Annotated in this window: 12 protein-coding genes; 5 read left to right on the plus strand and 7 right to left on the minus strand. The window is 61.1% G+C overall.

Features of this window, described 5'->3' with window-relative positions:
• Window positions 1-157: 157 nt before the first annotated feature.
• Window positions 158-544, plus strand: coding sequence for a nuclear transport factor 2 family protein (locus tag ABH944_RS04270; protein WP_404604437.1), 387 nt, complete (start codon window positions 158-160; stop codon window positions 542-544).
• 70 nt (window positions 545-614) lie between these two features.
• On the opposite strand, the gene ABH944_RS04275 is transcribed toward ABH944_RS04270, so the two are convergent.
• Entirely contained in the window at window positions 615-2,180 is a 1,566-nt protein-coding gene (locus ABH944_RS04275; RefSeq protein ID WP_404604436.1) for a methyl-accepting chemotaxis protein, read from the minus strand.
• A gap of 490 nt (window positions 2,181-2,670) precedes the next feature.
• Between ABH944_RS04275 and ABH944_RS04280 the strand changes: the two genes are divergently transcribed.
• Window positions 2,671-3,768, plus strand: coding sequence for a DNA alkylation repair protein (locus ABH944_RS04280; RefSeq protein ID WP_404604435.1), 1,098 nt, complete (start codon window positions 2,671-2,673; stop codon window positions 3,766-3,768).
• A gap of 29 nt (window positions 3,769-3,797) precedes the next feature.
• Here the strand turns inward: ABH944_RS04280 and ABH944_RS04285 are convergent, their stop codons facing one another.
• Window positions 3,798-4,700 (minus strand): LysR family transcriptional regulator, encoded by a 903-nt coding sequence (locus ABH944_RS04285; protein ID WP_404604434.1) that lies wholly within the window; start codon window positions 4,698-4,700, stop codon window positions 3,798-3,800.
• A 122-nt stretch (window positions 4,701-4,822) separates the two neighbouring features.
• Here ABH944_RS04285 and ABH944_RS04290 point away from each other — a divergent pair, with 122 nt between their 5' ends.
• A complete protein-coding gene (locus ABH944_RS04290; protein ID WP_404604433.1) occupies window positions 4,823-5,572 on the plus strand; it encodes a sulfite exporter TauE/SafE family protein in 750 nt (249 codons plus the stop codon).
• A gap of 187 nt (window positions 5,573-5,759) precedes the next feature.
• On the opposite strand, the gene ABH944_RS04295 is transcribed toward ABH944_RS04290, so the two are convergent.
• From ABH944_RS04295 to mdeB, 3 genes are all read right to left on the minus strand, one after another.
• Complete coding sequence (locus ABH944_RS04295; RefSeq protein WP_404604432.1) at window positions 5,760-7,106, minus strand: pyridoxal phosphate-dependent decarboxylase family protein; 1,347 nt, start codon at window positions 7,104-7,106, stop codon at window positions 5,760-5,762.
• Window positions 7,107-7,117: 11 nt separating this feature from the next.
• Window positions 7,118-7,900 (minus strand): AraC family transcriptional regulator, encoded by a 783-nt coding sequence (locus ABH944_RS04300; protein WP_404604431.1) that lies wholly within the window; start codon window positions 7,898-7,900, stop codon window positions 7,118-7,120.
• Between the two features lie 202 nt (window positions 7,901-8,102).
• The gene (mdeB, locus tag ABH944_RS04305) at window positions 8,103-10,823 is read right to left on the minus strand and encodes an alpha-ketoglutarate dehydrogenase (protein WP_404604430.1); all 2,721 of its coding nucleotides are present in this window, start codon (window positions 10,821-10,823) and stop codon (window positions 8,103-8,105) included.
• 152 nt (window positions 10,824-10,975) lie between these two features.
• Between mdeB and ABH944_RS04310 the strand changes: the two genes are divergently transcribed.
• Together ABH944_RS04310 and ABH944_RS04315 are read left to right on the plus strand one after the other, a co-directional pair.
• Complete coding sequence (locus ABH944_RS04310) at window positions 10,976-11,506, plus strand: Lrp/AsnC family transcriptional regulator (protein WP_404604429.1); 531 nt, start codon at window positions 10,976-10,978, stop codon at window positions 11,504-11,506.
• A gap of 138 nt (window positions 11,507-11,644) precedes the next feature.
• A complete protein-coding gene (locus ABH944_RS04315) occupies window positions 11,645-11,896 on the plus strand; it encodes a hypothetical protein (protein WP_404604710.1) in 252 nt (83 codons plus the stop codon).
• Here ABH944_RS04315 and ABH944_RS04320 read toward each other — a convergent pair.
• A complete protein-coding gene (locus tag ABH944_RS04320; RefSeq protein WP_404604428.1) occupies window positions 11,893-12,930 on the minus strand; it encodes a helix-turn-helix domain-containing protein in 1,038 nt (345 codons plus the stop codon). The two genes, ABH944_RS04315 and ABH944_RS04320, sit on opposite strands and share 4 nt — an antisense overlap.
• A 150-nt stretch (window positions 12,931-13,080) precedes the next feature.
• Window positions 13,081-13,851 (minus strand): aldolase, encoded by a 771-nt coding sequence (locus tag ABH944_RS04325; RefSeq protein WP_404604427.1) that lies wholly within the window; start codon window positions 13,849-13,851, stop codon window positions 13,081-13,083.
• Window positions 13,852-13,873 lie beyond the last annotated feature (22 nt).

Consider the following 13,873-nt stretch of genomic DNA (forward strand, 5'->3'; position numbering starts at 1 on the left):
CGCCGTGGGCGTGTCCAGGGCAGCGCGTGCCACTGGCTATAGACTGCCGCAATACTTCGCTGCAATACTTCCTGCCGACACCCGGCGTGCGTGCTCATGATGACGCTCGCGACCGGGATCGTTCAATACTCACAATACTCACAGGGAAAATAACGAAATGAATGAGAGCAAGTTGAGCGACGTCGAATTCCCCGTGCAAAAGCAACTCGAGGCTTATAACGCCCGGGATGTAGAAGCGTTCATGCAGTGGTGGGCCGACGACTGTGAATACTATGAGTTTCCCTCGCGTTTGCTGGCTAGCGGCGCAAACGAAATCCGCGAACGGCATGTCGCCCGGTTCAGCGAAGCCAATCTTTCCGGCAAGCTCATCACGCGGATGTCGGTTGGCAACATGGTGGTCGACCAGGAGGTTGTCACTCGCACCTTTCCGGACGGCCCCGGCGAGATCGACGTGATCGCCATCTATGAGGTCGAGAACGGGAAAATAGCGAAGGCGTGGTTCAAGATGGGTTCACCGAGATTGCATACCGCCGGGACACGATAACCACTCAGGTTGGCAGCGTGTCCAGACCCGGTTGCGAAAGCTGAAACACATTCCCTTCCGGATCGAGTTCTTAGTAGCGCGTTATCCTTCCCTCGTCCGGGATCTTGAACACGGATACCGCCGCCTTCAGATGGCGCGTCTGCTCATGCAACGATGCAGCCGCCGACGCCGCCTGCTCCACCAGCGCCGCGTTCTGTTGCGTCATCTCGTCCATCTGCACCACAGCCTGATTGACCTGGTCGATACCCGTGCTTTGCTCGAGCGACGAGGCGCTGATCTCCGCCATCATCTGCGTGAGGCGCGAGATTGACGTCGATACCTCGCGCATGGCCTCACCAGCGCGTCCCGCCAGCGCGGAGCCGTCGTTCACCTGCGAAACCGATTCGCCGATCAGCTCCTTGATCTCCTTGGCAGATTGCGCGCTGCGTTGTGCGAGTCCGCGCACCTCGCTTGCCACGACCGCGAATCCGCGGCCCTGCTCGCCCGCACGCGCCGCCTCGACCGCCGCATTCAAAGCAAGGATGTTGGTCTGGAAAGCGATACCGTCGATCACCGAGATGATCTCCGCGATCTTGTCGGAACTCTTCGCAATGCTGGTCATCTTCTCGACTACCCGATCAACCACACCCGTGCCTCGCGATGTCGCCGTCAGCGCGTCGCCGGCAAGGCTGTTTGCATCGCGGGCATGCTCGGCGTTCTGGCGCACGGTCGCGGTCAACTCCTCCATGCTCGATGCAGTCTCTTCCAGCGAGGCCGCCTGGTTCTCGGTGCGTGCCGACAGATCCGCGTTGCCGGTTGCGATTTCATCAGCGCCAAGATTGATCGAGTCCGACGACTCGCGCACTGTCTTTACCGTGTGCGCAACGCTTGCCTGCATGGACGCGAGACCGGCAAACAAGCGGCCGATCTCGTTGGTGCCGTGATCGGCAATGTGCTCGTCGAGCTTGCCCTCGGCAATCCGTTCGAAGTGACGGCCAGCCTCTTCGAGCGGCGCGACCACACCGCGGCGCAACGAGACGTGCACAAACGCAACGCCCGCGACCAGCACAATGAAAATCGCCAATCCAACGCCCCGGAACAGGCCAAGCCGGGCGTCGATGGAATCGAGGTACGACTGGCTCGCCGCGTCGCCAAACCGGGCGAAGTTTTGTTGCTCGGCGAGGTAGCGGTCCTGGAATCCCTGGGTCGGCTGGTCGAGGAAAGCCTGGAGATTATTGGCATCGAGATACTGGGTCAGTTCACTCAGTGCGCCGTGATAGGCCTGGAATTTTTCCTGCAACGCGGCCGTGCGCGCCCTGTTTTCATCGCCGGTTTTCGGCGCATTGACGAAGGCGGTAAACGACTTGTCCGCCAACACCAACTGCTCGCGCGCGTGCTGGACGATATCGACCGGTTCCGTGCCCCCGCGCGCCATGCGCGTACCGGCGCGCGACAGGTTGATCCGCGCGTCCATCAGGCGCTGCGTGGTTTCATTGACCTCGTTGACTTGCTTGAGCGCGATGTCCGACAGGTTGCCCACATCCTCGTGAGTTGCGGTCAACGACCAGAAACCCAGCCCTTCGGTGACGACCTGGAAAAGACAGAATACGACCAGGACGGCCAGAAGACTGGTGGAAACACTCGCTTTTTTAAGCATATTGACGACTCTTCGTAACGTTGAATTCGATATGGCCCTTCAACGTGTCTTAGCCTGTCAAACAATAGATGTCTTTCTGCAGCACCCGTCGACAGCGCCCATTCGCGGCAGCACGAAACGGCGCGGGAGTGTCATCGGATGTGGATCGGAAAAGCTATTGCAGCATGGTCGCCGAGTGATCTAAGACAGCGTTGAAACCTGACAGGCTGGCCTCTTGTTAACGGCCGCATCGACGGATACTTGAGCTTGCGAAGGAACGAGGGCAGCGCGAGAATTGTGATTGAACCGGCCCTAAAAAACACCACTCCTGACAGGATCTGACAGGGACAACGGATATGCTGTTTCCCGCCGTTGCGAGAGACTTACTCTCATGACGAGCGACGTGACGCATGCCGTGACCCGGACCACCAATAAACGCATGGTTGCGCGGCGGTATTATCGGGCGCCCTGCCTGCGACTCCATTGCCATTCCAACAAGAAAACGATAACGATGCCGGACACCGAAAACACCGCACTGAAAGAGATCTTCAACGAGCGCCGGTTCCGCGATATGGCGCTCGACGTCAAAGCGGTTTATCCCCCATTCGACACGCGGCGTTTCCTCAAGATTTCCCTAGCCGGGCTTGACGAGCTGACCCTGATGCAGCGCCTGCGTCGCATGACTCAGGCACTGCATGCAACCCTTCCCGCGGACTACCGCCAGGCGCTCGATATTCTTCGTGCGCTGGCACCGCGCATGGGGAACGGATTTGCTACGTTGGTCCTTCCCGATTACGTCGGACAATACGGCCAGGACGACTTCGATAGTTCAATGGACGCACTCAAGTTTTTCACGTCCTTCGGCACGTCCGAATTCGCTGTTCGCGAATTCCTGCGCAAGGACCTGAAGCGAGCGCTGGGCATCATGACAGTATGGTCACGCGATGACAGCGACGCCGTGCGACGTCTCGCCAGTGAGGGCAGCCGTCCGCGCTTGCCATGGTCGTTCCGGCTCGACGCAATCCTGGCTGATCCTTCGCTGGCCGCTCCAATTCTGGAGAACCTTCGTTCGGACACGAGCCTCTACGTCCGCAAGTCGGTCGCCAATCATCTGAACGATGTGACCAAATCGCATCCTGACTGGGTGCTGGACCGGCTGGCGACCTGGCCAATTGAAAACACCCACACGGCCTGGATTGCGAAGCGCGCGCTGCGCTCCCTGATCAAGGCCGGCAATGGCCGCGCACTGGCGGTGATCGGCGCGGGCGGCGCGCCCGATGTAAAGCTCAGCAGGTTCGCCGTGACGCCAAGCCAGATCGCATTGGGCGAACGTGTGACATTGTCGTTCGATCTAGCCTCGAAGTGCCCGGAAAGCCAGCGTCTCGTGATCGACTACAGGATGCATTACGTGAAGAAATCGGGCGTGACGGCCGCGAAGGTATTCAAGCTCAAGGAACTGACACTCGATGGCGGGCAAAAGGTAGCCATAGAACGCACGCAGAACATCCGGGACTTCACCACGCGCGTGCATTACGCAGGGCGTCACGACGTCGAGATCCTGGTGAACGGGGTATGCCTTGCCAAAGGATATTTCAACCTGAGTTGTTAAGCATTGAACCATCGCAACCCGGCTGCCCGCTAACTTGAGCCCGCTTGAGCGGCAGCGACAAGCTCCTCGACCAGCGCGCGCTCCGGCCGTTGCAGCGCATCCAGATCGCGCACGCAGATCAGCAGCTGGCGTGTCGCCCAGCGATCGGTCAACTCCAGGGTGTGCACGCCCGGCGTCCCCCGGTAGCGCTTGGCGGCCGTTGCCGGCACGATCCCCAGACCGGCCCCTTGCTCGACCATGCTGCAGATGTTGTCGAAGGTCCGCACCCGCGCGCGAAAGTAGAAAGGCTGCCCGGCAAACAACGCCTGCTCGCCCAGATATTCCTGAAGGGCGCTCCCGGCGCTCAACCCGATGAAATTTTGCTCAACCACGTCCCTGAGCGCGACGCGACGACGCCCGCTCAGCGCATGATCGCGAGGAACAATCACGACGAGCTTGTCGGTTGCGAACGGAAACGTCTGCAACGTTCCATGTTCGAGTGCATCGGAAACAATGCCTATCTCCGCGGAACCGTTAAGGATTGCCTTGACGGTCTCGGTACTCTGCCGCTCCTTCAGGTCGATATGCACGCCGGGGTTACGCCGAAGAAATCCTCCAAGGGGACGGGGCAGGAATTCGGTAGCAGCAGCGGTATTCGCCCATAGCCGCACACGCGTTCTGCGGGACTCGGAGTGCTCTCCCAGTTCGCCCTGCATCCGCTCGATCTGGCCGAGCACCAGACGCGCGTGGTGCGCCAGCGTGTCCCCTGCGGGCGTGGATTCCACCCCACGGCGGCCTCGCTCCAGCAGCGGCAACCCGAGCGCTTCTTCCATGCCGCGCAAACGGGCGCTCGCCGATGGCAGCGACATATTCGCCTGAGCCGCTCCGTGCGTAATGCTGCCGGTCTCGAGGATGAACAGGAAAAGCCGCAGGTCTATCAGATCAAAGCGCATGGCCCAAGGAAATTCTGTTGATCAGCCTTAGTTATACCCTAAGGCACAGTACGTATCTTCCGCATTGTGGCCGTTGCGAATCTGGGGAAAATGAGGGCAGATCATTTTTCCGGAAAGTACCGATGACCTCGTTCGCCATTGCGCGTTTTGCCGCCATTACGCTCACCTTCCTGATCGCCGGTACCGTAAAAGGCGTCACGGGCATGGGCCTGCCGACGGTGGCCATGGGTGTGCTCGGAACGCTCATGCTGCCGGCCGAGGCGGCTTCCCTGCTCATCCTGCCGTCGTTCGTGACGAACGTCTGGCAGCTTGTTGCCGGTCCGCGCCTGGGTGCGCTGCTCAGGCGCTTCTGGCTGATGATGGCGGGCATTGTGATCGGCACCGTGGCCGCGGCTTCGTTCATTGCCGGCAGCGGCGGGGTGTGGGCCGTGACCGGCCTGGGTGCCGCGTTGACGCTTTACGCGGCCTCCGGCCTGCTCTCCTGGCACTTCTCCGTGGCCCCACGGCACGAGCGGCACCTGTCCCCCGTGATTGGCGTGGTAACCGGTCTTGTCACGGGAGGAACGGGTGTTTTTGTCGTACCGGCAGTCCCCTATCTTCAGGCGCTCGATCTAAAAAAAGAGGATCTCGTCCAGGCCCTCGGACTATCATTTACGGTATCGACCGTGGCATTGGCCATCGGGCTTGCGCGAGAAAACGCATTCGCCCTCAACAACATCGCAAGCTCGCTGTTCGCCGTTATCCCTGCCTTGCTCGGCATGTGGATCGGTCAACGCATACGCGGCCGTATCAGCCCCACGACCTTCCGCCGATGGTTCTTTATCTGCATGCTGGCGCTCGGTCTTCAATTGCTGTTGCGGCGTTTCATCTAAGCGTCGTGCCGGGAGCATGCGACCGGCTTCGACCCTCTGGGAGATCAGACGCGATGCTCTCAGCATTACTCGAAACACTCGGCGCGCTGGCGGTATTGGTCAGCCTCGCAATCAACCTTCGCGCGCTTTTCGATCGGCATCGGTTGCCTCGCGAACCTCGCCAATAGCGTGATCAATGCCGCATTGCCTAGCGCGGCTTTGCAAGCCTGGTCAACAATTGCACGAGTGCGTCGGCTTCGTGTTCCGTCGTCCGCCAGGATGACACGCTGATCCGGAACGCCGGCCGCCCTTGCCAGACGGTCGCGCCAAACCAGGCCTCGCCGGACGCCTGGACCGCTTCGCGGGCGGCAACGGTGAGTTCATCGGTATACGCGCGAACCAGGACCTGGTTCAGCGTGACACGGTTCAGGACCTCGAATCCCGCCTGTGCCAAGCCCTGTGCAATGCGACGCGCCAGCGCGCATTGGCGGTCGCCCAATGAAACCACGCCTTCACGTCCTAACGAGCGCAACGCGGCCCACACAGGAATGCCGCGAGCCCTTCGCGAAAATTCGAGGGTCAAGTTCTTCTGCGCATCTCTCGCCCCGCTCAAATAGACCGCATCGCTGTTCATTGCAGCAGCGAGTGCTTCGCTATCGCGGCAGATTGCCATCGCGCAGTCATAGGGGGTGTTCAGCCACTTATGGGCGTCGGTGGTCCAGCTGTCGGCCGCTTCTATCCCCTTCGTCAATTCCGCATGCGATGAAGCCCGCGCCCACAAGCCGAACGCCGCGTCCACATGAACCCAGGCACCGGCGCCCCTGGCCCGGGGAATGAGCACGTCGAATGGATCGAATTCGCCGGTGTTGACCTCACCGGCCTGCAAACAAAGGATGGTCATGTCATCGAGCGGCGGCAAACGTTCCGGGTCCACCTGGCCATGGTGGTTGACCGGTGCGTACAGTATCTTGTTCATGCCGAAACCAAGCAGGCGAAGCGCCTTTTTCACGGTGACATGCACAAGCTCGGACACCACGACCCTGACCTCGGGAGCACCGGCCAGTCCGTCGTTGTCGAAGTCCCAGCCCTTGCGCGCAAGCAGCACGCGACGCGCGGCGGCAAGGCAGCTTAGCGTGCAAGCCGTGGCACTCGTCCCGAACCCCACCGCGCTTTCACGAGGCAGGTCCAGCGCCTCAAGGACCCAGCCCGCCGCTACCCGTTCGAGCGTGGCCGCGACCGGTGAATTGTCGAATGACGACGCGCACTGGTCCCATGCGAGCATCAGGCGTTCCGCGGCCGCAGCGGCAGGCAGCGACGCGCCAATCACAAAACCAAAGTAACGAGACCCGTTCGACGCAACCGTGCCGGGCGAACCGATATCGTCCAGTAATCGCAACACGTCCTCCGCGGCGTGTCCGTGTGCCGGCAACGGCTCGTTGAATGCGGCCAGTGCCTGCAACGCCCCTTGATCGGGGAACACGCGGCGCCCCGGAATGTTTTCGGTGTAGCGGCGGGCGCGATCATCGGCTTCGGCCAGCAGTGTTAGTTCGTTCATGGCTTTTCCCGTCAAAGTATTAGCTTCACAAAATATTGGGTTGGTGTCACGCCAAATGTCCGCCGGAACATCGCAATGAACGCGCTGACGTTTTCATAACCGAGATCGAGCGCAATAGTCGTGACCGCCGTGCCCGACGCAAGCATCTCCAGCGCCCGGATCAGACGCGCGCGTTGGCGCCATTCGGAAAAGCTGAACCCCGTCTCGTCGATAAACCGTCGCGTCAACGTCCGCGGAGCAACGCCACCCCACTCGGCCCATTCATCCAGACGGCGGTTATCGGCGAGATTGTCGGCAAGTGCGCGAGCGATCCGCAGCACGCGCACATCGCGCGGCATCGGCAAGCCGAAAGCCTCACGGGGCAACGAGCGGATTTCATCGAGGATGACACTCGCCAGACGCATCTGCGCGTTGTCCAGCACGCCGCCCTCCCAGGTGGCCGCGCGGCTCACGGCCTCGCGTAACAGGCCTGAAGTGCGGATTGTGCAAGGCTCATGCGGAAGATCAGCACAGGCGCTCTCGGTAACGTAGACGCTCCATCCCGCAAACGCACCGTGTGAGCGAACAGAATGCGAACGGTTGGGTGGAAGCCAGACTGCGTGGATCGCCGGCACGACCCATTGGCTGTCATCCGTTCCAACGGACAGCAAGCCGCGAAGCGCACCAAAGATCTGGCCACGGGCGTGACAATGAGAGCCGGTGACCCGCGTGACATCGCCGGATAGCTCGACGGCGATCAGCACCGGGCCATCAGCCGACTGAATTTTTGCAGGATCAAGAAGCGGAGCGGACATGGCCGGGAAACCCTCTGGAACGGCTCTTATACCGCAGCGCAGTGGCTCCGCACAATAAAAAATCCCGCTGTGGTGCGGGATGTCAAACGCGCGGATTATCCGGTCAGGGTGGATCTGCGATCAAGGCGGCTTTGCTTCCGTGCCTGCTCCCGTTACATGTTGCGTAGCGCGAAAACGGCGGCGAACCAAGCCGCCGTTGCCATCATCTCTGCCAGGGAGCTCCCAACGCCAACGCCGCCTTCCCATACTGCTGCGACGCTTTTCGCACTGTCGCCATATCGATCTCGCCGTCGTCGGCCAGCGCTTTCAGCGCCGCGATCACAATGGACGCGCGATCCACTTCAAAGAACTCGCGCAACGCCTGACGCGTGTCGCTACGGCCAAAGCCGTCAGTGCCAAGCGTCACGTAGCGGCGCGGCACGTAAGCGCGGATGAGCTCGGGCACAGCACGAACATAGTCCGTTGCCGCGATCACCGGACCGCGCGACACACCAAGCATCGTGCTTACATGCGGCTCGGGCGCCGTCTCGCCGAGACGGGCAAGCCGCTCGGACGCCATGCCGTCGCGCTGCAACTCCGTGAAGCTCGTCACGCTCCATACCGCCGCTTCCATACCCCAGTCCTCGCGCAACATCTGCTGCGCTGCGATCACCTCGCCAAGAATCGCACCGGCGCCAAGCAACTGAACCCGTGCCGTCTCGTCCGGTTCCGCCGCGAGCGGATACATGCCTTTGAGAATGCCCTCGCGCAGCGTCTCCAGGTTACCGCCGGGCACCGACGGCTGCGCGTAGTTCTCGTTCATCACCGTGACGTAATAGAACACGTCGCGCTGGCGCTCGACCATCTCGCGCATGCCTTCGTCAACGATAGCCGCGACTTCATAGGCGAACGCGGGATCGTAGGCACGGCAGTTAGGTATGGTCGATGCCACCAGATGGCTGCTGCCGTCCTGATGCTGCAGCCCTTCGCCGCCAAGTGTGGTCTTGCCCGCGGTCGCGCCGATCAGGAAACCGCGTGCGCGCTGGTCCGCAGCCGCCCAGATGATGTCGCCGATGCGCTGGAAGCCGAACATCGAGTAATAGATGTAGAACGGCAGCATGGGCAGGTCGTGCACGCTGTACGACGTTGCCGCGGCAATCCATGACGACATTGCCCCCGCTTCCGAAATGCCCTCTTCAAGAATCTGTCCCTTGGTGTCCTCGCGGTAATAGAGCATGGAACCGAGGTCTTCCGGCTCGTACAACTGCCCGAGCGGAGAATAGATCCCCACCTGCCGGAACATGTTCGCCATGCCGAAGGTACGCGCTTCATCAGCGACCACGGGCACTACGCGAGAGCCCAGCGTGGCATCTTTCATCAGCGTGCCGAACATGCGCACGATCGCCATGGTGGTCGACATCTCCTTGCCCGCCGCATCGATTGCGAACTGGCCCCAGGTTGCAATCGGAGGGACGATCAGCCCCTTCGACGCCGCTCTCCGCCTTCTGGGCAGATAGCCTCCAAGGCCTGCGCGTCGTGCGTGCAGGTACTGCATCTCCGGACTGTCTTCCGCAGGTTTGTAGAACTTGACCGCTTCGACATCTGCGTCCGACAGCGGCAAGCGAAAACGATCGCGAAACGCCTTGAGGTCGTCGAAGCCCAGTTTCTTTTGCTGATGCGTGGTCATCCTGCCCTGACCCGACGTACCCATGCCGAAGCCCTTCATGGTCTTGGCAAGGATCACGGTCGGCTGCCCTCGGTGACTCAGCGCCTTTGCGTAAGCCGCGTGGAGTTTACGCACGTCGTGACCGCCACGGCGCAAGCCGTCGATATCCCCGTCGCTCAGATGCGAAGCCAAAGCGGCAAGCTCGGGATTCTGGCCGAAGAAACGCTCGCGGTTATAACCGCCATCGTTGGCCGAGAAGGTCTGGAACTGACCGTCGACCGTATGCGCGAACGCACGCAACAACGCGTTCGTCTGGTCGCGCGCAAAGAGCGCGTCCCAGTCGGAACCCCACAAGACCTTGATCACGTTCCAGCCCGCGCCGACGAACTGCGCTTCGAGCTCATCGATAATGCGGCCGTTACTGCGCACCGGACCGTCGAGCCGCTGCAGGTTGCAATTGATCACGAACACCAGGTTGTCGAGCTGTTCGCGCGCCGCCAGCGACAATGCGCCGATCGATTCCGGCTCGTCCATCTCGCCGTCGCCAAAGAAGCCCCACACCTTGCGGTCCTGCGTCTTGGCAAGGCCACGGTTTTGCAGGTAGCGCATAAAGCGCGCTTGATAGATCGAGTTGATCGGACCAATGCCCATGGAGCCCGTGGGGAACTGCCAGAAATCCGGCATGAGCCACGGGTGCGGATACGAACACAGCCCGGGTCCCGCTATCTCCTGCCGGTAGTGCTGCAAATGCTCTTCGCCAAGAAAGCCTTCGAGGTACGCGCGTGCATAAACACCGGGCGACGAATGCGGCTGGAAATACACCAGGTCGCCGCCCGTGCCTTCACCGGCGTCCGGCGCAGAGGCGCGGAAAAAATGGTTGAAACCCACTTCGAAGAGATCGGCTGCTGAGGCATAGCTCGCAATATGGCCGCCCAGTTCGCCATAAGCCTTGTTGGCGCGCACGACCATGGCGAGCGCATTCCATCGCAACGCGGCGGCGAGCTTTTCCTCGATCTCCAGATTGCCCGGATAACGCGGCTGCTCCGCCACGGGAATGGTATTGATGTAGGGCGTGACACGCGCCCTCGACGACTCGATCCCAAGCGACAGCGCATGTTCGGCCAAGCGGTCATAAAGGTATTGCGCGCGGTCGCGGCCGACGTGTTCCGTGACTGCGTCGAGCGCCCCCAGCCATTCGGCGGTTTCCTCGGGATCGCTGTCTTCGCGACCTCGGGATATCGACAGAATCTGTTCGCTTCCGCTGGATAAATCGGTCATGGCAATGGCTCCGCATTGAATGGGGAAATAGCATTGGCTTTCAATACAGCTTAGCTATTACGCCGCAGAATGTGCCACTGATTTGCTTTTAATCAGGCTCCGGGATAGTGTATTTATTCCGTGTACGCCCCCTTCTCCAGAATATTCGAGCTATGACCACATCACCTAAACGCCTGGACCGTATCGACATCGGCATCCTGAACCAGTTGCAGCAGAATGCGCGCATCACTAATTCGGAGCTGGCGCGGGCGGTGAACCTCTCGCAGACGCCGTGTTTCAACCGCGTTCGCGCGCTCGAAAAGCTGGGACTGTTCAAGCAGCAGGTCACCCTGCTGAACCCGGAACCGCTTGGGCTTCGGATCAACGTGTTCATACAGGTCAGCCTGACGAAACAGGACGAAGATGCGCTGCGGCGTTTCGAAGAAGCGATCGGCGAGCGGCCCGAGGTCATGGAGTGTTACCTGATGACCGGCGACGCGGATTACCTGCTGCGCGTCATGATGCCGGACATCCAGTCGCTGCAGAAATTCATCATCGAACGGCTGACGAAAATCCCGGGCATCTCGAACATCCGTTCAAGCTTTGCGCTCAAGCAGGTGCGGTATAAAACGGCGTTGCCGCTACCGCTGTCGGGGCTGACGTTGCACGACCCTGACGAGAATGCGGATACGGAGTGGAGTTAATGGCTTTCAATTAAGCGGCCTTCAACGGCTCATGAGCCGTGCCGTTGGCGTGGCAAGCGTATCGAATGGCACTTGCGCCGCAGCGCATCGGGTGGCCGCCCGCTAGAGTCGAGGGGTCAACCACACCAGGAGTACATGATGCGCGCTGCAGATATCCTTCCCGATGACATCAACACCGGCACGTTCAACGGCATTCCCGTCCGCAAAGGCACCGTTGGTGCGTTCCTCGCCAACGCGCGTGTCTGGGCCGATCCCTTGACGCCTGCGAACGAGCGTACCGTGGCGGAGAACGATATTGTCGACGCGCTGCCCGCATTACGCGCCCTTGGCTTGTTCGATTTACTGGAGATCCGCGACCCCGCTTTGCGGGCGCTGGCCGACTCGCACTAGCTCACGGAGCGCTCCGGCACGTCGCCGCTCCCATGCCGGAAGTCCCGCGGCGACATGCCGAAGGCCGCGCGAAAACGCCGGCTGAAATGAGCGGGATCGTTAAAGCCATTTCGGTAAGCTATCCTTTCTATCGAAAGTGATGCCCAGATCGGGCTAGCCAGGTCATCACGGCAGCGTGCGAGCCGCTGCTCCACTACATACTTTCCGTATTGCATGCCCATGGCTTCGAAGATCACATGGATGTAGCGCTTCGAGACACCCAGCGCGCTGGCGCATGATTCAACATCCAGCTCCGGATCACACAGGTTCGCGGCAATGTAAGCCGTCAGTTGCGACCATCGCAGCGGATTGAAACAGCGCGGCGTATCCTCGCCGCACTCAGCTTGCGTACGATCCCCCGCCTCGAGATACGCAGCCGATATCAACGCCACCAGCGACTCTTCCGCAGCCGCCACCGTTGCCGGACTCATGTGCGCGAAGGCAGGCAGGACGGAATCGATGAACCGGTGAATCGTGCCGACAATACCCGAGGCGGCATCCGCACGGTACGGGGTGAACGACGCATGGCGCGAAGCCGAATACCCGAGAAAACGCGTGATGGGCAGACGCAGCATCACGAGACTGGCCGGCTCGTCGATTCGTGCAACCGACGGCACCCTTGCACGGCGAAACGTGATGTCGCCCTTGCTGAAAGGCAGCACGCGACCCTGCTGTGTCACCGTGCCCTTGCCCTCCAGCGCGACCAGTACGATGACGTCGTCACCCGTCAGTTCCCGCAGGTGCGCACTCTCGTGGCGAACCTCCTGATGTCCGAGCCGCACGGTCGCCAGCACACCCCCGCCCGTCAGACGGCATGCGCGCAGCGCCCCCGCCGACGCGTGTACCGATGCTTCCGCCGTCCGTTGAATGTCGCCGGGCGTCACGATGTCGTCCAGCGAGCGTTTCAATTCGTCCGCTCCCCGCGCGGGCATCTCTCGCAGCGCGGGAGCAAATGGCAGGTCAAAACGCAGGTCGAAACGGGCGATATCACGCATGGCAGCCCCTCACGTCATTGGGAAGACCGCGGGTAGCCAGCCCCCTGGAGCATGGCGATGCAGTCGCGGCCATTATGTCGGAGCCGGAATTAACACGCAAAAGGCCCCCTTCCGATTGACGCGCAAACCGGGGCGCTCACGGGCCGGAGCTCAGAACAGCACCTCGGGCTCGCGCCTGATCACGCGCCGGCCGAACAACGCAAAGCTTGCTTTGACAATACTCGGCAGCAGCAGGAAGTCATGCGATTCGCGCGCCCGCTCAGGGTCAATGCGCATGACCTCCCCTACCGACTGCGCGAGAATCTGGCTGCGCGCCGCCCGCTCGATCAGCATGGACAGATACGCGGACTCTTCCAGCGACCGGGTTGCCGCCAAAAAACCGTGATTCGCCAGCAGGATCGTGCGTTTGGATCCCAGCGCCGCTGAAATGATGTCGCCTTCGCTATCGCCGATCGGCAAGCCCGGCCATTCGCGCAGGAACGCGCAGTCGTCGAAGAATGGCGTGGCATCCATATGCGCGACTTCGAGCGGCGTGCCCGTCATCGACAACGCGTTGATGTAAGGCGGATGCGTATGCACGATGCAATTCACGTCGGGTTGCTGCCGGTAAATCCAGAGATGAAAACGGATCGCCGGATTCGCCATGCCCTTTCCCTCGATCACCCGCATCTCATCGTCAATACGAATCACGTTGCTGCGTGTGATTTCGTCGAAGCCGATAGCCATGGCCGTCGTCAGGAACGACCCATCCTGTTGCCGCACGGTGATCTGACCCGCCAGCGTTTCGGAGTGCCCTTCATGGGCAAGCATGCGACACGCGAGCGCGATCTTCTGCCGGCTGTCCCATGCGCCCTGCTCCAGTTTTTCGTCCATCTGCGCCGTGATCTTCTGGCTCAGGTCGCGGTGGTTGTCTTCACTCATCAAACTCTCCATCGAAAAATTC

Source organism: Caballeronia udeis, from assembly GCF_044909315.1.
Classification (GTDB): domain Bacteria; phylum Pseudomonadota; class Gammaproteobacteria; order Burkholderiales; family Burkholderiaceae; genus Caballeronia; species Caballeronia udeis_A.